23 protein-coding genes and 1 tRNA gene are annotated in these 24,178 nt (G+C 71.4%); 14 read left to right on the plus strand and 10 right to left on the minus strand.

The window, feature by feature from the left end; all coding sequences use genetic code 11:
* Positions 1 to 96: 96 nt before the first annotated feature.
* From paaA to AC6I72_RS15680, 5 genes are read left to right on the plus strand one after another with little or no spacing between them, the layout of a single operon-like run.
* Entirely contained in the window at positions 97 to 1,125 is a 1,029-nt protein-coding gene (gene paaA / locus AC6I72_RS15660) for a 1,2-phenylacetyl-CoA epoxidase subunit PaaA (protein WP_498001440.1), read from the plus strand.
* Positions 1,122 to 1,409, plus strand: a complete 288-nt coding sequence (gene paaB, locus AC6I72_RS15665) for a 1,2-phenylacetyl-CoA epoxidase subunit PaaB (protein WP_164372737.1) — start codon at positions 1,122 to 1,124, stop codon at positions 1,407 to 1,409. The genes paaA and paaB overlap by 4 nt, the downstream gene beginning before the upstream one ends.
* Complete coding sequence (gene paaC / locus AC6I72_RS15670) at positions 1,406 to 2,137, plus strand: 1,2-phenylacetyl-CoA epoxidase subunit PaaC (RefSeq protein ID WP_498001442.1); 732 nt, start codon at positions 1,406 to 1,408, stop codon at positions 2,135 to 2,137. The genes paaB and paaC overlap by 4 nt, the downstream gene beginning before the upstream one ends.
* Entirely contained in the window at positions 2,134 to 2,730 is a 597-nt protein-coding gene (gene paaD / locus AC6I72_RS15675; RefSeq protein ID WP_498004706.1) for a 1,2-phenylacetyl-CoA epoxidase subunit PaaD, read from the plus strand. The genes paaC and paaD overlap by 4 nt, the downstream gene beginning before the upstream one ends.
* Positions 2,730 to 3,800 (plus strand): 2Fe-2S iron-sulfur cluster-binding protein, encoded by a 1,071-nt coding sequence (locus tag AC6I72_RS15680; RefSeq protein ID WP_498001443.1) that lies wholly within the window; start codon positions 2,730 to 2,732, stop codon positions 3,798 to 3,800. The genes paaD and AC6I72_RS15680 overlap by 1 nt, the downstream gene beginning before the upstream one ends.
* Before the next feature lie 242 nt (positions 3,801 to 4,042).
* On the opposite strand, the gene AC6I72_RS15685 is transcribed toward AC6I72_RS15680, so the two are convergent.
* The 3 genes from AC6I72_RS15685 to AC6I72_RS15695 form a co-directional block, all read right to left on the minus strand.
* A complete protein-coding gene (locus tag AC6I72_RS15685) occupies positions 4,043 to 4,390 on the minus strand; it encodes a rhodanese-like domain-containing protein (RefSeq protein WP_498001445.1) in 348 nt (115 codons plus the stop codon).
* Positions 4,391 to 4,555: 165 nt separating this feature from the next.
* Positions 4,556 to 5,404, minus strand: coding sequence for a hypothetical protein (locus AC6I72_RS15690; protein ID WP_498001446.1), 849 nt, complete (start codon positions 5,402 to 5,404; stop codon positions 4,556 to 4,558).
* A 146-nt stretch (positions 5,405 to 5,550) separates the two neighbouring features.
* Positions 5,551 to 7,014, minus strand: coding sequence for a DUF2252 domain-containing protein (locus AC6I72_RS15695; RefSeq protein WP_498001447.1), 1,464 nt, complete (start codon positions 7,012 to 7,014; stop codon positions 5,551 to 5,553).
* 591 nt (positions 7,015 to 7,605) lie between these two features.
* Between AC6I72_RS15695 and AC6I72_RS15700 the strand changes: the two genes are divergently transcribed.
* Positions 7,606 to 8,484, plus strand: coding sequence for a dioxygenase family protein (locus tag AC6I72_RS15700; protein WP_498001449.1), 879 nt, complete (start codon positions 7,606 to 7,608; stop codon positions 8,482 to 8,484).
* 111 nt (positions 8,485 to 8,595) lie between these two features.
* Here the strand turns inward: AC6I72_RS15700 and AC6I72_RS15705 are convergent.
* Positions 8,596 to 8,679 (minus strand) — tRNA-Leu (locus tag AC6I72_RS15705).
* 619 nt (positions 8,680 to 9,298) lie between these two features.
* On the opposite strand from AC6I72_RS15705, the gene AC6I72_RS15710 reads away from it, so the two are divergent.
* From AC6I72_RS15710 to AC6I72_RS15740, 7 genes are all read left to right on the plus strand, one after another.
* Complete coding sequence (locus tag AC6I72_RS15710; protein WP_037863940.1) at positions 9,299 to 10,168, plus strand: FHA domain-containing protein; 870 nt, start codon at positions 9,299 to 9,301, stop codon at positions 10,166 to 10,168.
* Positions 10,169 to 10,178: 10 nt separating this feature from the next.
* A complete protein-coding gene (locus tag AC6I72_RS15715; RefSeq protein ID WP_498001450.1) occupies positions 10,179 to 10,712 on the plus strand; it encodes an FHA domain-containing protein FhaB/FipA in 534 nt (177 codons plus the stop codon).
* A gap of 140 nt (positions 10,713 to 10,852) precedes the next feature.
* The gene (locus AC6I72_RS15720; protein WP_498004707.1) at positions 10,853 to 12,451 is read left to right on the plus strand and encodes a Stp1/IreP family PP2C-type Ser/Thr phosphatase; all 1,599 of its coding nucleotides are present in this window, start codon (positions 10,853 to 10,855) and stop codon (positions 12,449 to 12,451) included.
* Positions 12,452 to 12,478: 27 nt separating this feature from the next.
* Positions 12,479 to 13,915 (plus strand): FtsW/RodA/SpoVE family cell cycle protein, encoded by a 1,437-nt coding sequence (locus AC6I72_RS15725; protein WP_498001451.1) that lies wholly within the window; start codon positions 12,479 to 12,481, stop codon positions 13,913 to 13,915.
* Positions 13,912 to 15,393 carry a peptidoglycan D,D-transpeptidase FtsI family protein gene (locus AC6I72_RS15730; RefSeq protein WP_498001452.1) on the plus strand — a complete coding sequence of 494 codons (1,482 nt, stop codon included), beginning with the start codon at positions 13,912 to 13,914 and terminating at the stop codon, positions 15,391 to 15,393. The genes AC6I72_RS15725 and AC6I72_RS15730 overlap by 4 nt, the downstream gene beginning before the upstream one ends.
* Positions 15,394 to 15,562: 169 nt before the next feature.
* Positions 15,563 to 17,569 (plus strand): Stk1 family PASTA domain-containing Ser/Thr kinase, encoded by a 2,007-nt coding sequence (pknB, locus tag AC6I72_RS15735; protein WP_498001453.1) that lies wholly within the window; start codon positions 15,563 to 15,565, stop codon positions 17,567 to 17,569.
* A gap of 202 nt (positions 17,570 to 17,771) precedes the next feature.
* A complete protein-coding gene (locus AC6I72_RS15740; protein WP_498001454.1) occupies positions 17,772 to 18,821 on the plus strand; it encodes a restriction endonuclease in 1,050 nt (349 codons plus the stop codon).
* 102 nt (positions 18,822 to 18,923) lie between these two features.
* On the opposite strand, the gene AC6I72_RS15745 is transcribed toward AC6I72_RS15740, so the two are convergent.
* The 5 genes from AC6I72_RS15745 to AC6I72_RS15765 form a co-directional block, all read right to left on the minus strand.
* Positions 18,924 to 19,673 (minus strand): class E sortase, encoded by a 750-nt coding sequence (locus tag AC6I72_RS15745; protein WP_498001455.1) that lies wholly within the window; start codon positions 19,671 to 19,673, stop codon positions 18,924 to 18,926.
* Positions 19,674 to 19,688: 15 nt separating this feature from the next.
* Positions 19,689 to 20,801, minus strand: a complete 1,113-nt coding sequence (locus AC6I72_RS15750; protein WP_498001457.1) for a class E sortase — start codon at positions 20,799 to 20,801, stop codon at positions 19,689 to 19,691.
* The gene (locus AC6I72_RS15755) at positions 20,798 to 21,436 is read right to left on the minus strand and encodes an aminodeoxychorismate/anthranilate synthase component II (protein WP_498001458.1); all 639 of its coding nucleotides are present in this window, start codon (positions 21,434 to 21,436) and stop codon (positions 20,798 to 20,800) included. The genes AC6I72_RS15750 and AC6I72_RS15755 overlap by 4 nt, the downstream gene beginning before the upstream one ends.
* Positions 21,433 to 21,594, minus strand: a complete 162-nt coding sequence (locus AC6I72_RS15760; RefSeq protein ID WP_018569171.1) for a hypothetical protein — start codon at positions 21,592 to 21,594, stop codon at positions 21,433 to 21,435. Before AC6I72_RS15760 ends, AC6I72_RS15755 begins: the two co-directional genes overlap by 4 nt.
* A 107-nt stretch (positions 21,595 to 21,701) precedes the next feature.
* Positions 21,702 to 22,481 (minus strand): DUF881 domain-containing protein, encoded by a 780-nt coding sequence (locus AC6I72_RS15765; protein WP_498001459.1) that lies wholly within the window; start codon positions 22,479 to 22,481, stop codon positions 21,702 to 21,704.
* A gap of 152 nt (positions 22,482 to 22,633) precedes the next feature.
* Here AC6I72_RS15765 and crgA point away from each other — a divergent pair, with 152 nt between their 5' ends.
* On the plus strand, positions 22,634 to 22,888 hold the full coding sequence (crgA, locus tag AC6I72_RS15770; protein WP_018569173.1) for a cell division protein CrgA: 255 nt from the start codon (positions 22,634 to 22,636) through the stop codon (positions 22,886 to 22,888).
* Between the two features lie 351 nt (positions 22,889 to 23,239).
* On the opposite strand, the gene AC6I72_RS15775 is transcribed toward crgA, so the two are convergent.
* Complete coding sequence (locus AC6I72_RS15775) at positions 23,240 to 24,136, minus strand: rhomboid family intramembrane serine protease (RefSeq protein WP_498001460.1); 897 nt, start codon at positions 24,134 to 24,136, stop codon at positions 23,240 to 23,242.
* Between the last annotated feature and the right edge of the window lie 42 nt (positions 24,137 to 24,178).

Genomic DNA, 24,178 nt, shown 5'->3' on the forward strand with positions numbered 1-24,178 from the left:
TTGACACCCTACGGCGGCGGACCGCACCATGGAATTCCACCGAACCGAACGATCGGTCGGGAGAGTACGGAGCAGACCGAGGTCGAGGGGGACCGCATGGCGACAGCAGCCGCACAGCAGACGGCCGGCGCCCCGGCGGGCGATGCGCCGGGCGCCGCCGCGGGAGCCGACGACCGCCGGCGCGCGTTCGAGGCGACCCTGGCCGCGGACGAGCGCATCGAGCCGAGGGACTGGATGCCGGACGCCTACCGGGCGTCACTGGTCCGGCAGATCGCGCAGCACGCCCATTCCGAGATCATCGGCATGCAGCCGGAGGCCAACTGGATCACGCGGGCGCCGTCCCTGCGCCGCAAGGCCATCCTCCTGGCCAAGGTCCAGGACGAGGCCGGACACGGCCTGTACCTGTACAGCGCGGCCGAAACGCTGGGCACCAGCCGCGAGGAACTGCTCGACAAGCTGCACAGCGGCCGCCAGAAGTACTCCTCGATCTTCAACTACCCCACTCTCACCTGGGCGGACGTGGGCGCGATCGGCTGGCTGGTGGACGGCGCGGCGATCACCAACCAGGTCCCCCTGTGCCGCTGCTCCTACGGCCCCTACGCCCGCGCGATGGTCCGTATCTGCAAGGAGGAGTCCTTCCACCAGCGCCAGGGCTACGAGCTGCTGCTCACCCTGAGCCGGGGCACGCCCGAGCAGCACGCGATGGCGCAGGACGCGGTGGACCGCTGGTGGTGGCCGTCGCTGATGATGTTCGGCCCGCCCGACGACGCCTCCCAGCACTCCGCGCAGTCCATGGAATGGAAGATCAAACGCCATTCGAACGACGAGCTGCGCCAGCGCTTCGTCGACATCTGCGTCCCCCAGGCCCAGTCCCTCGGCCTCACGCTGCCCGACCCCGACCTGAAGTGGAACGAGGAGCGGGGACACCACGACTTCGGCACCATCGACTGGACCGAGTTCTGGGACGTCCTCAAGGGCAACGGCCCGTGCAACGAACAGCGCATCACCCAGCGCCGCCGGGCCCATGACGAGGGCGCCTGGGTCCGGGAGGCCGCCGCGGCCCACGCCGCCAAGCGCGCCGGCGGGACGGGACACGGCGGCACGACAGGAGCGGAGCAGGCATGACGAACACCGACTGGCCCCTGTGGGAGGTCTTCGTGCGCTCCCGGCGCGGGCTGTCCCACACCCACGCCGGCAGCCTGCACGCCCCGGACGCGGAACTGGCCCTGCGCAACGCCCGCGACCTGTACACGCGGCGCGGCGAGGGCGTCTCGATCTGGGTCGTCCCGTCCGCGGCGGTCACCGCCTCCTCCCCGGACGAGAAGGACCCCTTCTTCGAGCCGTCCGCCGACAAGCCCTACCGGCACCCGACCTTCTACGAGATCCCGGAAGGGGTGAAGCACCTGTGACGCCCACCGCCCCCACCACGGCCACCGCCACCGCGGCCCTGGCCCTGGGCGACGACGCCCTGGTGCTCTCCCACCGGCTGGGGGAGTGGGTCGGGCACGCGCCCGCCCTGGAGGAGGAGGTCGCCCTCGCCAACATCGCCCTCGACCTGCTGGGTCAGGCCCGCGTCCTGCTGTCCCTGGTCGGGGACGAGGACGAACTGGCCTACCTGCGCGAGGAGCGCGCCTTCACCAACCTCCAGCTCGTCGAGCAGCCGGGCGGCGACTTCGCACACACGATCGTCCGCCAGCTGTACTTCTCCACCTACCAGCACCTGCTGTACGCCCGGCTGGCCGAGACCGACGGGCCGTTCGCACCGCTCGCCGGGAAGGCCGTCAAAGAGGTCGCTTACCACCGCGACCACGCCGAGCAGTGGACACTGCGCCTCGGCGACGGCACCGACGTCAGCCACGAGCGGATGAGCCACGCCCTCACCGCGCTGTGGCGGTTCACCGGCGAGATGTTCCAGCCGGTGCCCGGCCTGGACGTCGACTGGTCCGGCCTGGAGACCACCTGGCTGGAATCCGTGACGGCCGTACTGGACCGGGCCACGCTGACGTTGCCCGAGGGCCCGCGGACCGGGGCGTGGGCGGCGGGCGCGGGCCGGCAGGGCCTGCACACCGAACCGTTCGGACGGATGCTCGCCGAGATGCAGCACCTGCACCGCAGCCACCCGGGGGCGTCATGGTGACCACGACCACCCCGCTCGAAGCCGAACTGCTCCGCCTGGCCGGCTCGGTGCCCGACCCGGAACTGCCCGTCCTCACCCTGGAGGAACTGGGCGTGGTCCGCGCGGTGCACCTGCGCGGCACGGACGCGGTGGACGTCGAGCTGACCCCCACCTACACCGGCTGCCCGGCGATCGAGACCATGTCCCTGGACATCGAGCGGGTGCTGCGCGAGCACGGCATGCGGGAGGTCGCCGTGCGCACGGTGCTCTCCCCGGCCTGGTCGACGGACGACATCACCGACGAAGGACGGCGCAAGCTGCGGGAGTTCGGCATAGCGCCGCCGCGCGTGCGCACCCCCTCGGCGTCCGTCCCGCTGGAACTCGGCCCGACCCGAACCCGCGCCGATGGGGCGGCAGCGCACCTGGCCCCCGCGGAACACGCGCCGGCGGGCCGGACACCGCCCGGGGAGACCGCGCCGTCCGAGCCGCTCCGCTGCCCCTCCTGCGGATCCGCCGACACCGAGATGCTCAGCCGGTTCTCCTCCACCGCGTGCAAGGCGCTGTACCGCTGCCTGGCCTGCCGGGAACCGTTCGACCACTTCAAGGAGGTGTGATGGCCCGCTTCCACCGGCTGCCCGTGACAGCGGTCGACCGCCTCACCGAGGACTCCGTCGCCCTCACCCTCGCGGTGCCGCCGGAGCTGCGCGAGGAGTACCGGCACGCGCCGGGCCAGCATCTCGCCCTGCGCCGGGTGGCCGACGGCGTCGACGTACGGCGGACGTACTCGATCTGCTCACCGGCCCCCGACCCGGCGGGCGAGGGACCGCGGACCCTGCGGGTCGGCGTGCGGCTGGTGGAGGGCGGTGCCTTCTCGGCGTACGCGCTGAAGGAGATCGCCGTCGGGGACGAGCTGGAGGTGATGACCCCGGCCGGCCGGTTCACGCTGGAGCCCGCCCCCGGACTGTACGCGGCGGTCGTCGGCGGCAGCGGCATCACACCGGTGCTGTCCATCGTCTCCACCCTGCTGGCCCGCGAACCCGGCGCCCGGTTCTGCCTGATACGCAGCGACCGGACGACCGCGTCGACGATGTTCCTGGAAGAGGTCGCCGACCTGAAGGACCGCTACCCGCGGCGGCTGCACCTGGTGACGGTCCTCTCCCGGGAGGAGCAGCAGGCGGGGCTGCCCTCCGGCCGCCTCGACCAGGAGCGGCTCACGGCGCTGCTGCCGGCGCTGCTGCCGCTGCCCGACGTGCGGGGCTGGTTCCTGTGCGGCCCGTACGGGCTGGTGCAGGGGGCCGAGCGGGCGCTGCGCGCCCTGGGGGTGCCCCGGGCCCGGGTCCACGAGGAGATCTTCCACGTGGACGCCGGTACGGGCGCCGGGCCCGTGCCGTCCGCGACGGCGCCCGCGCACAGCACGGTCACCGTCCGGCTCGACGGCCGTGGCGGGACGTGGCCGGTGCGGGACGGGGAGAGCCTGCTGGACACGGTGCTGCGCAACCGGCCCGACGCGCCGTACGCCTGCAAGGGCGGCGTGTGCGGGACCTGCCGGGCCTTCCTGGTCACGGGCGAGGTGCGCATGGACCGCAACTTCGCGCTGGAGCCGGAGGAGACGGACGCGGGATACGTCCTGGCGTGTCAGTCGCACCCCGCGACGGAGCAGGTGGAACTGGACTTCGACCGCTGAACAACGGGCCGGGCCCCCGCGGCCCGGGCCGCGGCCGCGAAAGGGGCGGACCGGCCCCCGGAGCACGGGATCGTCCCCCGGAGCACGTGGTCCGGTCGCCGAGGGGCGGGTCCGACCGGCGCGGCAGTCGGCAGCCGCCGAGGGACAGATCCCGGCAGGCGCAGGACGCCGCCCGGCCGCCGAGTGTCAGATCGCGGCAAACGCAGGGCGCAGCCCGGCCGCCGAAGCAGGCGGCCCGGCCGTCACAGGACGTGGCCCGGGTCTCCCCCGTCGGTCACCACGGCCCGGCCCGAGGCGGCCCAGACCTGCATGCCGCCGTCCACGTTCACCGCGTCGATGCCCTGCTGGACCAGGTACATCGTGACCTGGGCCGAGCGGCCGCCCGAACGGCAGATCACGTGGACCCGCCCGTCCTGCGGCGCCGCCTCGGTCAGCTCGCCGTAGCGGGCGACGAAGTCGCTGATGGGGATGTGCAGCGCCCCCTCGGCATGTCCCGCCTGCCATTCGTCGTCCTCGCGGACGTCCAGCATGAAGTCGCCGTCCTTGAGGTCCGTGACCTCCACCGTGGGTACACCAGCTCCGAAACGCATGGGTCCGACGCTACCCGACGCGCCCCGCACAGCGGTCGCCGCGCGGGGAGCCGCGGCCGGGTTCGCCGGGCCGCCGCCGAGTTCCGGCCTTTCCGGCCGGTGCCGAGTTCCGGCCTTTCCGGGCGGTGCCGCGTTCCGGCTGCCGCCGGCCGGGGCTCGGCGGCCTCAGAGGCCGCCCTGCACTTCGGCGAGCTGCGACTCCCGTCGCGCCACGTCGTCGCGCAGTTGCCCGGCGATCTGCTCGAGCAGCCCGTCGGGGTCGTCGGGAGCGATCCTGAGCATCGCCGCGATCGCGCTGTCCTCCAGCTCCTTGGCGAAGAGCGTGAGCATCTCCTTGCGCTGGGCGAGCCACTCCAGGCGGGCGTACAGCTCCTCGGCGCGGCTCGGTGCCTGCTCGGCGGGGGCCGGTCCGGCGGCCCACTCCTCGGCCAGCTCGCGCAGCTCCTTCTCGTCGCCACGGGCGTAGGCGGCGTTGACCCGGGTGAGGAACTCCTCCCGGCGCTGCCGCTCGCCCTCCTCCTGGGCCAGGTCGGGATGGGCCTTGCGCACCAGCTCGCGGTAGAGACCGCGGGCCTCCTCGCTGGGCCGTACCCGCTGCGGGGGCCGCACCGGCCGGTCGGTGAGCATCGCCGCGGCCTCCGGGAACAGGCCGTCCCCGTCCATCCAGCCGTGCAGCAGCTCCTCGACGCCGGGGATCGGCGTCAGCCGGGCCCGCGCCTCCTGCGCCGTGCGCAGGTCCTCGGGGTCGCCGGTGCGGGCGGCCCGCGCCTCGGCGATCTGGGCCTCCAGTTCCTCGAGGCGGGCGTAGAGCGGGCCGAGCCGCTGGTGGTGCAGCCGGGAGAAGTTCTCGATCTCCACCCGGAAGGTCTCCACCGCGATCTCGTACTCGATGAGCGCCTGCTCGGCGGCCCGTACGGCTCGCTCCAACCGCTCCTCGGGCCGCGCCGCAGCACTCTCGGACGTCGCCCGGTCCGCTCCGGCAACGCCACCCTGCTCAGCTTCCGGGGTCGTCACCCGACCAGCGTAGGCCACGGCGACCCGCGGCCCGCGCCACCGAGGCCTCTCCCCGGCCTGCCCCCTCCGCCCGGCCCCCACCCTGATCCCGCCTGCACCCTCCTCCCGGGCCAGTCCCTCATCTCGATCCGTGCCCTTTGCCGGATCTACACGCCCATCTCGGCCGCGACCCTTCCCGTCCGCACCGCGGCGACCAGGTCCGCGTGGTCCGCCTCGGTACGGTCCGCGTAGGCGACGGCGAAGGCGGCGACCGCCTCGTCCAGCTCCTGGTTCTTGCCGCAGTAGCCGGCGATCAGCCGCGGATCGGCGCTGTGCGCGTGGGCGCGGGCCAGCAGCGCACCGGTCATCCGGCCGTAGTCGTCGATCTGGTCGGCGGGCAGCGCGGCGGGGTCGACGCTGCCCTTGCGGTTGCGGAACTGCCGCACCTGGAAGGGCCGCCCGCCGACGGTCGTCCAGCCCAGCAGGATGTCGCTGACCACCTGCATCCGCTTCTGCCCGAGCACCACCCGCCGGCCCTCGTGGGCCGTCTCGGCCGTACCGGCCTCCCCGGCCCCGGAAACCACCGGCAGGTGCGGCAGCAGCGCCGACGGCCGGGCCTCCTTCACCTGGAGCACCAGCGGCTCACCCCGGTGGTCCAGCAGCAGCACCACGTACGACCGGGTGCCCACACTGCCGGTGCCGACCACCCGGAACGCCACGTCGTGCACGGCGTACCGGGCCAGCAGCGGGAGCCGGTCCTCGGAGAGCGTGGCCAGGTACTGCTCCAGCGAGGCGGCCACCGCCGCGGCCTCCGCGTCCGGGACCCGGCGCAGCACCGGCGGGGCGTCCACGAAGCGCCGGCCGCCGTCCGCGGTCCGCTCGGTCGACTTGGCCGCGAACCGCCCGCTGGTGTTGGCCCGCGCCTTCTCCGAGACGCGTTCCAGGGTGCCGAGCAGGTCGTGGGCGTCGGAGTGGGAGACGAGTTCCTCGTCGGCGATGGCGTTCCAGGCGTCCAGGACGGGGAGCCGGGCCAGCAGCCGCATGGTGCGCCGGTAGGCGCCCACCGCGTCCTGGGCGGCCTCACGGCAGCTGTCCTCGTCGCAGCCCGCCTCCCGGCCGGCGAGCACCAGGGAGGCGGCGAGCCGCTTGAGGTCCCACTCCCAGGGGCCGCGCACCGTCTCGTCGAAGTCGTTGAGGTCGATGACGAGGCCGCCGCGGGCGTCGCCGTACAGACCGAAGTTGGCCGCGTGGGCGTCGCCGCAGATCTGGGCGAGGACGCCGGTCGCGGGGGTACGGGCGAGGTCGTACGCCATCAGGCCCGCCGCGCCGCGCAGGAAGGCGAACGGCGTGGCCGCCATCCTCCCCACCCGGATCGGTATCAGGTCGGGTATCCGGCCGTGGTTGGACTCCTCGACGGCCGCGACCGCGCCCGGCCGGCCCGGGTCCGTCTCGAACACGGCGTGCGCGGACCGCGCGACGCGCTTGCGCAGCGCCTTGCCCTCCGCCTTGGGCGACCCCTCGGCGGGCCACCGTGCGAACCCGGGCACCACCGGCACCCGCCCCGCACGCTCCCCGCTCCCGCCGCCCGAACCCGATCCCGTTCCCGCCCCGGCCCCGGTGTCCCCGCTCATCAACAACCGCCCCTCCCGCTCCAGTTCGTGCCCCGCCGCCGATGCGGCGCGCCCCGACGCTACAGCGGCCCGCACGCCCCGTACACGCCCACCGCGCACGCCCCCGCGCACCCCTCCCTGCCCCCGCCGCGCACCCTCACCTGCCCCGGCCGCCACCGACCGCCACACACCCGCCCAGCCTCGCCACCGCACCCCCACCCCGACCCACCGACCCAGCCCCCGGTACCCCCACCCGGCCCCGCCGACCCCGAACCGCCGCACCCCCGCCTGCCCCAGGCCGGGCCGCCGCTCCCCGCCGGCCCCTCGCCCAACCGTCCCTCGCCCCCCTCACCCCCGCGCCCCGCCGCCACCGCGCACCCCGCCACCCCGCGCCCGCGGCCCCCATCCCCGCGCCCCCACCCCCGCACATAACGCCATGCAGAGGGCCGGGCGGTATCTCCTCGCCCGTCACCAGCGCGATTACAGTCGTCCGCGATCACCGCCGGAGCGCGTCCGCCCGACCAGAACACAGCCTGCCCCGCGCGGCGGGCGCGCTCCGTGTCATGCACGTCCCGTCCTTCTTCCCCCACCGAGGAGACCGAGGAACCCGCCATGACACCAACCGATCCGGACGTCCCCGGCCCCGGCCCCGGCTCCAGCTCCAGGCCCGGCCCCGTCCCCGCGGCGGACCGCATGATCAGCCGCAAGAGCCTGCTGAAGGCGGCCGTCGCCGCCGGTGCCGCCATCCCGCTGCTCACGGGCACGGTCGCGCTCGCCCGGGACTCCGCGGGCCGGGGCGCCACCCTGCCCGCGACGCCCACCTGCGACGACGGCGACGGCCCCACCCACGACCAGATCGAGGGCCCGTACTTCAAGCCGAACTCCCCGCTGCGCACGAACCTGGTGACGTCGGGCATCAACGGCACCCCGCTGACCGTCAGCGGCTACGTCTTCGGCCGCAACTGCGTGCCGCTCTCCGGGGTCCTGCTGGACTTCTGGCAGGCGGACGACGCCGGGAACTACGACATGGCCGGGTACACCCTGCGCGGCCACCAGTTCACGGACGGCAAGGGAGCCTTCTCCCTGACCACGATCGTCCCGGGGCTCTACCCGGGCCGCACCCGGCACATCCACGTCAAGGCGCAGGCGCCCGGTCAGCCGGTGCTCACGACCCAGCTCTACTTCCCCGGTGAGCCCCGCAACAACACGGACACGCTGTTCGACGCGGCGCTGCTGATGAACGTGCGCGGCGCCGGCGGCGGCAAGGAGGGGACGTTCGACTTCGTGCTGGACGTCACCGGGACCCCCGGCCCCGGCGGCCCCACCGACCCGCCGACCGACCCGCCGGGCGGCACCTGGGTCCCGGGACACTCCTACGCGGCGGGCGACCGGGTGACGTACGGCGGTGCCGGCTACACCTGTGTCCAGGCCCACACCTCCATGACGGGCTGGGAGCCGCCCCACGTCCCCGCGCTGTGGCGCGCCGGGTGACGCGCCCCTCCTGAGACCTTCCTCACAGGAGTGAGGGCCCTGTCGGGAGCGGGAAACGTCACCGGGAACGCGAAAGCCCCGCAGGTCCGAGACCTGCGGGGCTTTCCGCTGTGCGCGAGGGGGGAGTTGAACCCCCACGCCCTTGCGGGCACTGGAACCTGAATCCAGCGCGTCTGCCTATTCCGCCACCCGCGCATTGGGTGTGTCCTCCGGCTCCGCTCCCTTTCGGGCCCGGCGCCTTCCGACATGCAGAACATTAGCACGTCGCGGAGGGTGGATTCACATCCCTTTCCCGGGGCAGGCGCCCAGGCCCGGGGCACTCCCGCCCCGCCCGCGCCCCTCGGTTCCCCACCCCGGCTCGCCCCGCCCGGACCCCCGCCCCGCCCCTTTCCTCCCCTGCCCCGGCTCGCCCGCCTCCCGTCCCCGTGCCCTTCCGTATCAACCCGTGCCTGTTCACGTATCAACCTCGTACCGGTCCGGCCCGTCTCCCCAGGAGCCGGGGCGGGTCCGCCGCCAGGTGCGGGACACTGGTCCGTGGCCGCCTCTACGATCCTGGGCAGAAGTCAGTAGTACGGGCCGCGGAGGAACACTCGGAGAAGCACTCGGAGGGGACCACCCAGCGGTACGAGCCGAGGAAGAGGCGTCGACGACCCGTCGACGGGGCCGACAGGGGGAACCAGCCGATTTACCGGCGCGTGGATACGATCAGTAAGCAGTACCAGGCAAGCAGAACGCATCAGCACGACGGCAAGACCCGCGACAACGGCAACACCGGCAAGACCCGAAACGACGGCCACGACGGAGGAGGTGCCCCATGGGAGTCCTGAAGAAGTTCGAGCAGCGCCTCGAAGGCTTGGTCAACGGCACCTTCGCCAAGGTCTTCAAGTCCGAGGTCCAGCCCGTGGAGATCGCGGGCGCGCTCCAGCGCGAGTGCGACAACAACGCGACGATCTGGAACCGCGACCGCACGGTCGTACCCAACGACTTCATCGTGGAGCTGAGCGCGCCCGACTACGAGCGGCTCAGCCCCTACTCCGGACAGCTCGGCGACGAGCTGGCCGGCATGGTGCGCGACTACGCCAAGCAGCAGCGCTACACCTTCATGGGGCCGATCAAGGTCCACCTGGAGAAGGCGGACGACCTGGACACCGGCCTGTACCGGGTGCGCAGCCGTACGCTCGCCTCCTCCAGCAGCCAGCAGGCGCCCCAGGGGCCGCCGCAGGCACCTCCGCCCGGCCCGGCCGCCGCGCCCGGCCGCCCCGGCCCCCAGGGCGGCTACGGCTACCCGCCCGCAGCGCCCCCCGCGGGAGCGCCCCCCATGCCCGCGGCCCCGCCGCCCGGCGGGTACGGCTACCCGCAGCCCGCCGCCGCCCGGCCCCCGCAGGCCCCGGCGGCCGGCGGCCGGACCCGCTACTGGATCGAGATCAACGGCACCCGCCACCAGATCTCCCGCCCGACGCTGGTGCTGGGCCGCAGCACCGACGCCGACGTGCGGATCGACGACCCCGGCGTCTCCCGCCGGCACTGTGAGATCCGGACCGGAACGCCCTCGACGATCTCGGATCTCGGCTCCACCAACGGCATCGTGGTGGACGGGCAGCACACCACCCGCGCTACGCTCCGCGACGGCTCGCGGATCGTCGTGGGCAGCACCACCGTTATCTATAGGCAAGCCGAAGGGTGAACCGGGGGCAATGTCAGAGCTGACCCTCACGGTCATGCGGCTGGGTTTCCTGGCCGTACTGTGGCTGTTCGTGATCGTGGCCGTGCAGGTCATCCGCAGCGACCTGTTCGGTACGCGCGTCACCCAGCGGGGGTCCCGCCGGGAGGCGGCCCGGCCCCAGCAGACCGGCCGGCAGGCCGCGCGCCAGGCCGCCGCCACCGCCGCGCCTCCGCAGCAGCGTGGCCAGCAGGGCGGCGGCCGACGCCGCAACGCCCCCGCCAAGCTGGTGGTGACCGAAGGCACCCTCACCGGCACCACCGTCGCGCTGCAGGGCCAGACCATCACCCTGGGCCGCGCGCACGACTCCACGATCGTGCTGGACGACGACTACGCCTCCAGCCGCCATGCCAGGATCTACCCGGACCAGAACGGCCAGTGGATCGTCGAGGACCTCGGATCCACCAACGGCACCTACCTGGACCGGTCCCGGCTGACGACCCCCACACCGATCCCGCTGGGCGCGCCGATCCGCATCGGCAAGACCGTCATCGAGCTGCGGAAGTAGTGCTACGTCATGAATGAGCGCGAGCGGAGCGAGCACGCGGCGGCGGCCGGCCCCCAGGGCCGCGGCGCGCTCCCGACCGGAGGGTGGGCAGTGTGGCTCGACACGACCGGCTGTACCCCGAGCCGACGGGCGAGGTGCGCATGAGTCTGTCACTGCGCTTCGCCGCCGGATCGCACAAGGGCATGATCCGCGAGGGCAACGAGGACTCCGGTTACGCCGGCCCCCGGCTCCTCGCGATCGCCGACGGCATGGGCGGCCAGGCCGCCGGCGAGGTCGCCTCCTCCGAGGTGATCTCCACCATCGTCCCCCTCGACGACGACGTCCCCGGCTCCGACATTCTCACCTCGCTCGGCACGGCCGTGCAGCGCGCCAACGACCAGCTGCGCGCCATGGTCGAGGAGGACCCCCAGCTCGAAGGCATGGGCACCACGCTCACCGCCCTGCTGTGGACCGGCCAGCGCCTCGGACTCGTGCACGTCGGCGACTCCCGCGCCTACCTGCTGCGCGACGGCGTCCTCACCCAGATCACCCAGGACCACACCTGGGTGCAGCGCCTGGTCGACGAGGGACGCATCACCGAGGAGGAGGCCAGCACCCACCCGCAGCGCGCCCTCCTGATGCGCGCCCTCGGCAGCGGCGAGCACGTCGAACCCGACCTGTCCGTCCGCGAGGTCCGCGCCGGCGACCGCTACCTGATCTGCTCCGACGGCCTGTCCGGCGTCGTCTCCCACCAGACGATGGAGGAGACCCTCGCCAGCTACCAGGGACCGCAGGAGACCGTGCAGGAGCTGATCCAGCTCGCGCTGCGCGGCGGCGGACCCGACAACATCACCGTCATCGTCGCCGACGTCCTCGACCTGGACACCGGCGACACCCTCGCCGCCCAGCTCTCCGACACCCCCGTCGTGGTCGGCGCGGTCGCCGAGAACCAGCACCACCTGCACGACAACGGCATCATGCAGACCCCGGCCGGCCGCGCCTCCGGCCTCGGCCGCCAGGTCCCCGGACAAGGCGGCGGGGGCGGCGAGTTCGGCCCGCCCGGATCCGGCGACACCACCGGCTTCGTCTCCACCGACGGCCTGGGCTACGGCGACGACGACTTCGTCAAACCCCGCCGGCGCCGCGGGTGGCTGAAGGTGTCCCTGTACAGCGTCCTCGCGCTCGCCGTCATCGGCGGCGGCCTCTACGGCGGCTACCGCTGGACCCAGACCCAGTACTACGTCGGCACCAACGACGAACACGTCGCGCTCTACCGCGGCATCAGCCAGGACCTGGCCTGGGTGAAGCTGTCCGAGGTGGAGAAGGACCACCCCGAGATCGAACTCAAGTACCTGCCGCCCTACCAGCAGAAGCAGGTCAAGGCGACGATCTCCGAGGGCGGTCTGCAAGAGGCGCAGAAGAAGGTCGACGAGCTGTCCGTACAGGCCTCCGCATGCCGCAAGGAGTCCGAACGCCGCGCCGCCGAGGCCAAGAACGGCGCCAGACCCGGACAGGACAAGTCGGACAAGGACAAGACGGGCAAGGACCGCGGCGGCTCCACCACGGGAACCACCCCCGCCGCCTTCACGTCCAAGACGACATCGAACCCGTCGGACCCCGACCCGTCGACGTCCCAGGCACCGTCACCGTCGTCCAAGTCTCCGTCCACGTCCGCGACCGCGACCGCGTCCACATCCAGCCCCGGCCCCACTCTCTCGGAGGAAGAGCAGAAGGTCGTCTCGCTGTGCGGTAAGCAGTAGGCAAGCCGTGAGAGGCCCTGTCACACGATGAGCAGTACTACCAACTCGCCCACGCACCACACGTCCACGATCGGCGCCATCGGAGCACCGAGCCGCCGCAACACCGAACTGGCACTGCTGGTCTTCGCGGTCGCCATCCCGGTGTTCGCCTACGCCAACGTGGGCCTGGCCATCAACAACCAGGTGCCCGCGGGCCTGCTGAGCTACGGCCTGGGCCTGGGCCTGATGGCGGGCGTCGCCCACCTCGTCGTCCGCAAGTTCGCCCCCTACGCCGACCCGCTGCTGCTCCCGCTGGCCACCCTGCTCAACGGCCTCGGCCTGGTCATCATCTGGCGGCTGGACCAGTCGAAACTGCTCCAGTACGTCAAGCAGGCCGGTGACAAGGCGCCCACCCAGCTCCTCTACACGGCGATGGGCATCGCACTGTTCGCCGTGGTCCTGATCTTCCTCAAGGACCACCGCGTCCTGCAGCGCTACACGTACATCTCCATGGTCGGCGCGCTGGTCCTGCTGCTGCTGCCGCTGGTCCCCGGCCTCGCCATGCCCGTGTACGGCGCCAAGATCTGGATCCACGTCGGCGGCTTCTCCATCCAGCCCGGCGAGTTCGCCAAGATCGTCCTCGCGGTCTTCTTCGCCGGCTACCTGATGGTCAAGCGGGACGCGCTCGCCCTGGCCAGCCGCCGCTTCATGGGCCTGTACCTGCCCCGCGGCCGCGACCTCGGACCCATCCTGGTCGTCTGGGTCATCTCGATCCTCATCCTGGTCTTCGAGACCGACCTCGGCACCTCGCTGCTGTTCTTCGGAATGTTCGTCATCATGCTGTACGTCGCCACCGAGCGGACCAGCTGGATCGTCTTCGGTCTGCTGATGTCCGCGGTCGGCGCGTTCGGCGTGGCCAGCGTCGAACCGCACGTCCACCAGCGCGTCCAGGCCTGGCTCGACCCGATGAACGAGTACCTCCTCAGCCACAAGGGCGTGGCGGGCCACTCCGAACAGCTCCAGCAGGCCCTGTGGGCGTTCGGCTCCGGCGGCACCCTCGGCTCCGGCCTCGGCCAGGGCCACTCCGACCTCATCCGGTTCGCCGCCAACTCCGACTTCGTCCTCGCCACCTTCGGCGAGGAACTGGGCCTGGCCGGCCTGATGGCGATCCTGCTGCTCTACGGCCTGATCGTGGAGCGCGGCATCCGCACCGCCCTCGCCGCCCGCGACCCCTTCGGCAAACTGCTCGCCGTCGGCCTGTCCGGCGCCTTCGCGCTCCAGGTCTTCGTGGTGGCGGGCGGCGTGATGGGCCTGATCCCGCTGACCGGTATGACCATGCCGTTCCTCGCGTACGGCGGTTCCTCCGTCATCGCCAACTGGGCGCTGATCGGCATCCTGATCAGAATCAGCGACACCGCCCGCCGCCCGGCCCCCGCCCCCGCCGCCAACCCCGACGCCGAGATGACCCAGGTGGTCCGACCGTGAACAAGCCCCTGCGCCGGATCGCGATCTTCTGCGGCCTGCTGGTCCTCACGCTGCTCATCCGCGACAACTGGCTCCAGTACGCCAAGGCCGACGCGCTGAAGAACGACGACAACAACCGCCGCGTCACCATCGCCCGCTACTCCACCCCGCGCGGCGACATCATCGTCGACGGCTCCCCGATCACCGGATCCGTGGAGACCAAGACCAACGCGCTCGACGACCTCAAGTACAAGCGCACCTACAAGGACGGCCCCATGTGGGCGCCCGTCACCGGCTTCGCCTCGCAGGCCTTCGGCGCCACCCAGCTGGAGAACCTCGACGACAAGATCCTCACCGGCAACGACGACCGGCTCTTCTTCCGCAACACCCTGGACATGATCACGGGCAAGCCGAAGCAGGGCGGCAACGTCGTCACCACACTCAACGCGGCCGCGCAGAAGGCCGCGTACAACGGGCTCAAGAAGCGCGGCAAGGGCGCCGTCGTCGCCCTCGAACCCGCCACGGGCAAGATCCTCGCGCTGGCCTCCTACCCGTCCTACGACCCCGGCTCCTTCGCCGGCACCTCCGCCGCCGACGGCAAGGCCCGCAACAAGCTCCTCAAGGAGAACGACCCGGACGACCCGACGCTGAACCGGGCACTGCGCGAGACCTACCCGCCCGGCTCCACCTTCAAGGTGGTCACCGCCGCCGCGGCGCTGGAGAACGGCAAGTACACCTCGGCCGACCAGCCCACGAACTCCCCCGACCCGTGGATCATGCCGGGCACCAGCACCCCGCTGCCCAACGAAGGCAGCATCCCCTGCAAGAACGCCACCATGCGGGTGGCACTGCGCTGGTCCTGCAACACCGTCTTCGGCAAGATCGGCGCGGACCTCGGCAACAAGAAGATGCTGGAGGAGGCCAAGAAGTTCGGCTTCACCAGCGAGCAGTACACCCCGGTCCGCGCCAACGCCTCGGTGTTCTCCGACAACATGGAGCCCTCGCAGGTCGCCCAGTCCTCCATCGGCCAGTTCAACACCGCCGCCACCCCGCTGCAGATGGCCATGGTCGTCTCGGCGGTCGCCAACGACGGCAAGCTGATGAAGCCGTACATGGTCGACAAGCTCCAGTCGCCGAACCTCGACACCCTGGAGCAGACCCAGCCGGAGGAACTGAGCCGGCCGCTGTCCTCGAAGAACGCCCAGATCCTCCAGTCGATGATGGAGACGGTCGTCAAGGAGGGCACCGGCAAGAACGCCCAGATCAGCGGCGTCACCGTCGGCGGCAAGACCGGTACCGCCCAGCACGGCGTCGACAACAGCGAGAAGCCGTACGCGTGGTTCATCTCCTACGCCAAGACCAGCGACGGCAGCTCGCCCGTCGCGGTCGCCGCGGTCGTCGAGGACGAGCAGGCCAATCGCGAGGAGATCTCCGGCGGCGGCCTCGCGGCCCCGATCGCGAAGAGCGTCATGCAGGCGGTCATCAACTCCAAGAGGTGATCTCCGTCACGACCCCTTCACAACGGTGCATGGTGCGATACCGGTCCTGTATCGGGTGACGGGCTTGGCCGGGTCCCACAGAACGAGCCGGGTACGGTAGGCCCGGACGGAAGCTCCGGCGGCACAAGCCGTGCCCGCCGGGACCGACGGAGAGGGCTGGTAGGTAGCTATGGAAGAGCCGCGTCGCCTCGGCGGCCGGTACGAGCTGGGCCAGGTGCTCGGCCGTGGTGGCATGGCGGAGGTGTACCTCGCGCATGACACCCGCCTGGGCCGCACCGTGGCGGTGAAGACGCTGCGCGCCGACCTGGCGCGCGACCCTTCCTTCCAGGCCCGGTTCCGCCGGGAGGCCCAGTCGGCCGCCTCGCTCAACCATCCCGCGATCGTCGCGGTCTACGACACGGGCGAGGACTACATCGACGGGGTCTCGATCCCGTACATCGTGATGGAGTACGTCGACGGGTCCACCCTCCGCGAGCTGCTGCACAGCGGGCGCAAACTGCTGCCCGAGCGGGCCATGGAGATGACCATCGGCATCCTCCAGGGCCTGGAGTACGCCCACCGCAGCGGCATCGTCCACCGGGACATCAAACCGGCCAACGTCATGCTGACCCGCAACGGCCAGGTCAAGGTCATGGACTTCGGCATCGCCCGCGCCATGGGCGACTCCGGCATGACCATGACCCAGACCGCCGCCGTCATCGGCACCGCCCAGTACCTCTCCCCGGAGCAGGCCAAGGGCGAACAGGTCGACGCACGCTCCGACCTCTACTCCACCGGCTGCCTGCTGTACGAGCTGCTCACCGTCCGGCCGCCGTTCGTCGGCGACTCCCCCGTCGCGGTGGCCTACCAGCACGTCCGCGAGGACCCCCAGCCGCCGAGCGTCTTCGACCCCGAGATCACGCCCGAGATGGACGCGATCGTGCTGCGCGCCCTGGTCAAGGACCCGGACTACCGCTACCAGTCGGCCGACGAGATGCGCGCCGACATCGAGGCCTGCCTCGACGGCCAGCCCGTCGCCGCCACCGCCGCCATGGGCGCGGTCGGCTACGGCGCCTACCCCGACGACCAGCCGACCACGGCCCTGCGCTCCGACCCGGGCGCCCCCGCCACGACGATGCTGCCGCCCATGAACCCGGACGACGGCGGCTACGGCTACGACGACCGCCCCGACCGGCGCCGCCAGCAGCCGAAGAAGTCCCACACCTCGACGATCCTCCTGGTCGTCGCCGGCATCCTGGTCCTGGTCGGCGCCATCCTGATCGGCAAATACGTCACCACCGGTCACAGCTCCGGCAGCGACACGGTGGCCACGCCGAACTTCGTGGGCCAGACCAAGCAGGACGCCCAGAACTCCGCGGACAACGTCAGCCTGAAGACGGCCTTCACCGAGAAGGAGTGCGAGGACCAGCCCAAGGGCCGCGTCTGCTCCCAGGACCCCGCGCCCAAGAGCGACATCAAGAAGGGCGAGACGGTCAACCTGGTGCTGTCGACGGGAGCGCCGAAGGTGCTCGTGCCGGACGTCACCGGCCTCAGCTTCGACACCGCCCAGTCGCAGCTGACCGACAAGGGCCTCAAGGTCGAGAAGCAGGAGCAGGAGTCCGACCGGCCCGAGAACGTCGTCATCAGCCAGGACCCGAGCGGCGACAAGGAAGTCCAGAAGGGCTCGACCATCACCCTGACGGTCGCCAAGGCCGTCGCGAAGGCCACCGTCCCCCAGGTCGTCGGCCGCAGCTGTGACGACGCCAAGCAGCAGATGCAGGCGAACAACCTCGACGGCGACTGCGTCGAGGTGGACAACAGCGACCCCAACCAGGCGGGCAAGGTCATCAACACCGTCCCGGGCCCCGGCCAGCAGGTCGACAAGGGCTCCAAGGTGACGATCCAGGTCGGCAAGCAGGTCCAGCAGAAGACCCAGGTGCCGCAGGTGCAGGGCAAGAAGGTGGCGGAGGCCAAGCAGATCCTCACCGCGGCCGGCTTCACCAACATCCAGTTCGCCGGCAGCGGGGGCGACGACAACGCCTTCGTCCTCAAGCAGGACCCGCAGCCCGGCCAGCAGGTCGACGACCCGGCCGGCACCCAGATCACGCTGACGACGATCGGCGGGGGCGGCGGGAACGGCGGCGACAACAACGGGGGCGGCCACGGAGGCGGCGGCCCCGGCGGCCTCTTCGGCTGACCGCCCGCCCGGCCGCACCACCGGCGGCCCGTGACACCCCGGGGCCCCGGCTGCTCTCACCCGAGAGCAGCCGGGGCCCCGTCGCACACCCGCACGCACTCCGCACGTGACTTCGCCCCCGGCCCCTCGTTGATCCGGTGGGGTGGGGACCCGCAACGCTCTGCCCTGGCCATGCGGCCGGCACACGACAGAAGGGCAGACAGTGATCACCGACTCCGCACTCCTGGAATCCAGGACCCTGCGCCACAGCGTCATGGACCGCACGGACGTACTCGACCGGGTCAAGGCCCTGTCGCTGCTCCCGGACGGGATGCATGTGACGACGGCGATGGTGGCGGCGTACTTCGATGTCACCGTCGAAGTCGTCCGTCAGCTGGCCAAGCGCCACCGCGAAGAGTTGCAAGCCAACGGCTTGGTAGTCCTGCGAGGCCCTGACCTGCGGAAATTCGAGAGTGACAACATGTCACTCTCGACGGTGGGTTATCCACAAGCACGTCGGAGCCTCACCATCTACTCCCGCCGAGCCGTCCTCAACGTCGCCATGCTCCTCCGCGACAGCGACGTCGCCCGTCAGGTACGCACCTATCTCCTCGACATGGAGTACCTGGCCCGCACACAGCCTGTGGAAAACTCACCGCAGCCGGACGTGATCTCCCTCGACGACCGCATCGACCAGCGCATCAGCCACATCCTCGGCAAGACCGTCGTGCCCATGTTCAACGCCCTGATCGAGACCTCGGGGGAGCACCACCGGGAACTGATCGCCCTGCGCACAGGCGTCCAGCACATCGAGCGGCGGCTGCGGCAGCACCACAACCGCCTGCGCCGGCTGGAGAGCCCCCTCCCGAACCGTCCCCTCGCCGGAGTCATGGCCGCCATGGACGCCATGACCGGCCGCGAGTTCGAGCACCACATCGCCGCGCTCCTGCGCCGCGACGGCTGCACGGACGTCGTCGTCCTGGGGCGCCACGGAGACCGGGGCGTCGACATCACCGGCTTCACGGCCGACGGCCGGCGGCTCGTCGTCCAGTGCAAGAGGTTCGCGCCCCACCTGCGGATCACCAGCCCGGAACTGCAGAAATTCGTCGGGTCCGCCAGGGTCCTGTACGCCTCGGACGTGGCTCTCTACGTCGCGACGTGCCGCTTCACACCGGAGGCCCTGAGCATCGCGGACGAGGCCGGAATCACCGCCGTGCACCGCACCCTGCTCGAGAAGTGGGACGCGGGTGACATGCTCACCGTCCTGAAGTAGAGCCCACAGGCGGCAGCACACGGCCCGAAGTCGCATCCCTAACATGCGGCTTCGGGCCTTCGCCATGCTAGAGCACGAAGCCCTCCCGCACGCTCTCCTGCCTCAGCGCAGCTCCGCCGGAGGCGTCCGCCCGCTGTCCACCTTCTGCACCCGCACCAGCTCCCCCCACACCACGTACCGGTAGCGGGAGGTGTACACGGGCGTGCAGGTGGTCAGCGTGATGTAGTGGCCCGGCTTCCGCACCCCCGACTCCTTCGGGACCTGCGCGAGGACGTCGACGTTGAACTTCGACGTCTCCGGGAGGATGCCGTAGACCTTGTAGACGTACCACTTGTCCCGGGTCTCGAAGACGATCGGGTCGCCCTTCTCCACCTTCTCGATGTTGTGGAACTTCGCGCCGTGCCCGTCCCGGTGGGCGGCGAGGGTGAAGTTGCCCTCCTTGCCGGTCTCCGGCAGCGCCGCCTTGACCGGGTCCACGTAGTAGCCGGCCACACCGTCGTTCAGGACGTCCGTCGAGGTGCCCTTCTTCACCAGGACCTCGCCGTTGTGCATGGACGGCACGTGCAGGAACCCGATGCCGTCCTTCGTGTCCAGCGCGCCGGGACCGCCGGGGGCGGAGTGCGCCCACTGGTCACGGATCCTGTCGCCCTGCCGGTCGGCCTTGCGGTCCGCTATGACGTTCGTCCACCACAGGGAGTAGACGACGAACAGGCCGAGGACCACCCCCGCCGTGATGAGGAGTTCGCCGAACACGCTGACGGCCAGGGCCAGCCGGCCCGTGCCGCGGCGGCGCCGGCGCGGTGCGGGGCCGTCCCCGGTGTGCTCTGCGGTGTCGTCCGCGGTCGCTGCCACTGTTCCCTCTGCTCTTTAACTGACGAGCGCATCCGGCTTGCCCTTGCTGCGCGGCCGTTCCTCGACCATCCTGCCCCAGACGATCAAGCGGTACTTGCTGGTGAACTCCGGTGTGCAGGTGGTGAGCGTGATGTAGCGGCCCGGCCCGGTGAAACCCGAACCCCTGGGGACCGGGTTCAGGACGGCGGTGTTGCCCGGCGAGGTCACCGGCAGCATCGACGTCGTCTTGTAGACGTAGTACGCGTCCTGCGTCTCCACCACGATCGGGTCGCCCGGCCTGAGCCGGTTGATGTACCGGAACGGCTCCCCGTGCGTGTTGCGGTGACCGGCCAGTCCGAAGTTGCCCGTCCTCGCGTCCGGCATCGCCGTGTCGAAGTCACCCTTGCCGTAGTGCCCGACCATCCCCTTGTCCAGCACCTTCGTCTTGCTGGTGCCCTCCGCGATCGGCACCACCACGTCCAGCGCGGGAATGTGCAGGATGGCGAAGCCCTGCCCCGGCTCGAACGTCCCCGGGTTGCGCCTGCCGCTCGCCCAGTCGTCCTGCAACTGGTGCGCCTCGCTGCCCGCCTGCGCGTGCGCGCGGATGTTCGTCCACCACAGCTGGTAGGTGACGAACAGCAGCATCACCACACCCGTGGTGATGAACAGCTCACCGACGAGCCGGCTGATGACGACACCCGGCCCGGGCCTGCTCGCCCGCGCCCGCCGACGGGCCTCCACCCGCGAGAGCGGCGCGGACGCCCCGCCGCCCTCCGGGGAGGATCCGGCCGCCGCCCCGGTCCCCCGGCGGCGGCTGTGACGGCTGTGACGGCTCCTGGCGGCCTTCCTGCGGGCCGCACGGCCCTCGTACGGCACGCCGGCCGCTCCGGAGCCGGACAGGCCCGCAGAACCCGGGGAACGCCCGCGCCCCCCGGCCGCCGCCCCCGCCGCATCGGCGACCCGCAGCGCCACCGTCTCGTCGTCGGCGGGCGGCGGGTACGGGAGGGGCGAGGAGCCGTGGGCGTCGCACGGCGCCACCGAGCCGCGGGAGTCGTACGGCGCCGCCGCGTACGGGTCCCCGGAAGCCGCGGGGGCCTCCGTGCCGTAGCGGTCGGCGCCGGACTCGCGCTCGGGGCGCAGCGCGGTCACGCCGTGGCCCTGCCCACCACCGGGGCGAGCCCCGCCGACCTCGCCACGGCACCCGTGTCGCCGCACTCCACCAGCCAGTTGGCCAGCATCCGGTGCCCGTGCTCGGTCAGCACCGACTCGGGATGGAACTGCACGCCCTCCACCGGCAGTTCCCGGTGGCGCAGGCCCATGATGATGCCGTCGGGCGTACGGGCGGTGACCTCCAGCTCGGCCGGGACGGTCGCGGGCTCGGCGGCCAGCGAGTGGTAGCGGGTCGCGGTGAAGGGGGAGGGCAGCCCGGCGAAGACGCCCTTGCCGGTGTGCTCGACCGGCGAGGTCTTGCCGTGCAGCAGCTCGGGCGCCCGGTCCACCACCCCGCCGTACGCCACCTGCATGGACTGCATGCCCAGACAGACACCGAAGACGGGGACACCGGTGGCGGCGCAGTGCCGGACCATCTCCACGCACACCCCGGCCTGCTCGGGCGTACCGGGGCCGGGGGAGAGCAGCACGCCGTCGAAGCGGTCCTGGGCGTGCGCCGTCGACACCTCGTCGTTGCGCAGCACCTCGCACTCGGCGCCCAGCTGGTAGAGGTACTGGACCAGGTTGAAGACGAAGCTGTCGTAGTTGTCGACGACGAGAATCCGCGCACTCACTGGTTGTCCACCGTCACATCGTTGAAGGGAAGCAGCGGCTCGGCCCACGGGAAGACGTACTGGAACAGGACGTAGACCACGGCCAGGACCAGCACCAGTGAGATCAGCGCCTTCAGCCACGCGTTGCCCGGCAGATGCCGCCAGATCCAGCCGTACATGCCGTCCCTTCCGTCTCCCCACGGCACCGGATTCACGCCGTACCGCACCAGACTAACGGCGCGATGCCTTCGGTTCGGGGCCTTCTGGAGCGGATCACACCGGACGGCTACGCCACCGGCTCGGCGTAGTGCAGATCCACGGCGCCGTTGTAGCCGGGCAGGGTCGTCGTGCCGTCCTCGGTGACCTTCCAGCCGAGGCCGTAGACGTTCACGTAGACCATGTAGTTCTGGATCGCCGGGGAGTCCGCGAGGGCCTTCTGCAGCCTGCCCGGGTCTCCGACCGCAGTGATCTTGTACGGCGGCGAGTAGACACGGCCCTGGAGGATCAGGGTGTTGCCCACGCAGCGCACGGCGCTGGTGGAGATCAGCCGCTGGTCCATGACCTTGATGCCCTTGGCGCCGCCGTTCCACAGCGCGTTGACGACGGCCTGGAGGTCCTGCTGGTGGATGACCAGGTAGTCGGGCTGCGGCTCGGGGTAGCCGGGGAGTTTCGCGGTGGCATTGGGCGGGGCGTCGTTGAGGGTGACGGTGACGGCCTTGCCCTTGAGCGGCCGGGTGCCGGCGCTGTCCTCCAGGCCGGACAGCTTCTCGTCCTGGCCCCTGCTGCCGCCGCCGTCGCTCTGGGCGAGGGACTCGACGTCGCCGCGCAGGGCCGCGTTCGAGTCGTCCAGGTCCTTGTTCTTCCGGCTGCGTTCGTGGACGAGGTCGGAGAGCTTGAGCAGCGAGGTGTCCGTGCGGATGTTGGTGCCCTTGGCCGTGTTGAAACTGGTGATGAAGAGCAGGCCGGCGAGGGCGAACACGGCCACGGTGAGGATCCGCGCCGGCGGGAAACGGCGGGGACCGCCCGGGCCGGCACCCGTCCCCGGGGAGTCGGCGGAATTGCTCAACGTACCCTTATCTCCTTCGGCACCGCGGAAGCACTACGCTAACGGACGCCCGGGGGAGCATTCGTTCTCCCCTCGCAGTCCCCTTGTACGCTGCCCCGGAGCCAGTCCAGTTCCCTGCGCGGCCACGCAGCGCATCGACAGGAGAGACCCTCGTGCCGAAGTCACGTATCCGCAAGAAGGCCGACTACACGCCGCCGCCCGCCAAGCAGGGCACGGTCATCAAACTGGAGAGCCGCGGTTGGGTGGCCCCGGTGATGCTGGCCATGTTCGTCATCGGCCTGGCCTGGATCGTCGTCTTCTACGTGACGGACGGCTCGCTGCCCATCGACGCGCTGGACAACTGGAACATCGTCGTGGGATTCGGCTTCATCGCGGCCGGATTCGGCGTCTCCACGCAGTGGAAGTAGCAGGAGCAGCAAGGGCCGCCGCGGGGGTGGAACCAGTGATGGTCCCCGCGGTGAACCCAGTTCTGCCCACGGGTATCCGCTGAGTTATCCACAGCCTGGAAAAATTTCCACACAAAGCCTGGGGAAAACCCGACGATCTGTGGATAACCCCTCCCCCGTTGACCCCGGTAGGACTGTCGCACCACCCTCCGTGCACCGCCCCGCTCCCTGCCTGACCTGCGCAGACACAGGTGAGCGGCAGGGGCCACAGCTGTTCCCGCACACTGTGCACAGGATTCGCCACCCGCTGTGGACAACCGAACGGAAGAGCGGCTCCCGGCCCCTTGTCGGCGGACGTGGTCCGCTCTCGGGTCAGGTGAGCTGCGCGGTTCTGACGACCGTCATCACGACGACCGCCGCGAGGACGAGCGCGCAGGTCCCGTACTGCACCAGGTTCCGCCGCTCGCGCGGCGCGTGCACCATCGCGTACCCGGTCACCACGCCGGCGACCAGGCCACCGATGTGCGCCTGCCAGGCGATGCCGCCCCAGCCGAAGGTGATGACCAGGTTGATGACCAGGAGGGCGATCACGGGCCGCATGTCGTAGCGGAGCCGGCGCATCAGCACGGCCATCGCGCCGAAGAGACCGAAGATCGCGCCGGAGGCGCCGACGGACGGCTGGTTCGGGGCGGCGACCAGGTAGCTGAGGGCGCTGCCCGCCAGTCCGGCGGCGAGGTAGAGCGCCAGGTAGCGCGCGCGGCCGAGGGCGGCCTCCAGCGGTCCGCCGATCCACCACAGGCTGAGCATGTTGAACGCGATGTGGATGTATCCCCCGTGCAGGAACATCGCGGTCAGCAGCCGGTACCACTCACCCTGTGCGACGCCCTGGACCGAGCCGAGCGACGGAATATACGCCTGACCCACCAGTTCGAACCGATCGGTGAAAGGGTTCCCGACGGCGAGCTGGACCAGGAAGAAGGCCAGGTTGAGCCCGATGAGGATCTTCGTGACCAGTCGCGGGTCCGCGGTCACCGTGCCGCCGGCCACCGTGCGCGGCCGGGACGCGGCGGGCGCGTGTCCCGTGCCCGAGCCGTCGCGGACGCAGTCGGGGCACTGGAAGCCGACGGAGGCGCTGACCATGCACTCGGGGCAGATCGGCCGCTCGCAGCGTGTGCAGCGGATGCCGGTCTCCCGGTCAGGGTGCCGGTAGCAGGTGGGCGCACCCGGGCCCACCTGCCCGATCTGCGGGCTGCCTGGTGCCTGGTCCATCGGGTCCCCTCACGTTCGTCGTGGGCGGTGTACGGCAGGGCG

Source organism: Streptomyces sp. Xyl84, from assembly GCF_059731885.1.

Bases quoted from the DNA above. Each gene is read 5' to 3' on its own strand.
- pknB (WP_498001453.1), top strand. From the start codon at position 15,563: ATGGAAGAGCCGCGTCGCCTCGGCGGCCGGTACGAGCTGGGCCAGGTG.
- AC6I72_RS15760 (WP_018569171.1), bottom strand. From the start codon at position 21,594: ATGTACGGCTGGATCTGGCGGCATCTGCCGGGCAACGCGTGGCTGAAG.
- AC6I72_RS15700 (WP_498001449.1), top strand. From the start codon at position 7,606: ATGACACCAACCGATCCGGACGTCCCCGGCCCCGGCCCCGGCTCCAGC.
- AC6I72_RS15720 (WP_498004707.1), top strand. From the start codon at position 10,853: ATGAGTCTGTCACTGCGCTTCGCCGCCGGATCGCACAAGGGCATGATC.
- AC6I72_RS15775 (WP_498001460.1), bottom strand. From the start codon at position 24,136: ATGGACCAGGCACCAGGCAGCCCGCAGATCGGGCAGGTGGGCCCGGGT.
- AC6I72_RS15680 (WP_498001443.1), top strand. From the start codon at position 2,730: ATGGCCCGCTTCCACCGGCTGCCCGTGACAGCGGTCGACCGCCTCACC.
- AC6I72_RS15685 (WP_498001445.1), bottom strand. From the start codon at position 4,390: ATGCGTTTCGGAGCTGGTGTACCCACGGTGGAGGTCACGGACCTCAAG.
- AC6I72_RS15725 (WP_498001451.1), top strand. From the start codon at position 12,479: ATGAGCAGTACTACCAACTCGCCCACGCACCACACGTCCACGATCGGC.
- AC6I72_RS15715 (WP_498001450.1), top strand. From the start codon at position 10,179: ATGTCAGAGCTGACCCTCACGGTCATGCGGCTGGGTTTCCTGGCCGTA.
- AC6I72_RS15710 (WP_037863940.1), top strand. From the start codon at position 9,299: ATGGGAGTCCTGAAGAAGTTCGAGCAGCGCCTCGAAGGCTTGGTCAAC.
- AC6I72_RS15695 (WP_498001447.1), bottom strand. From the start codon at position 7,014: ATGAGCGGGGACACCGGGGCCGGGGCGGGAACGGGATCGGGTTCGGGC.
- paaA (WP_498001440.1), top strand. From the start codon at position 97: ATGGCGACAGCAGCCGCACAGCAGACGGCCGGCGCCCCGGCGGGCGAT.
- paaB (WP_164372737.1), top strand. From the start codon at position 1,122: ATGACGAACACCGACTGGCCCCTGTGGGAGGTCTTCGTGCGCTCCCGG.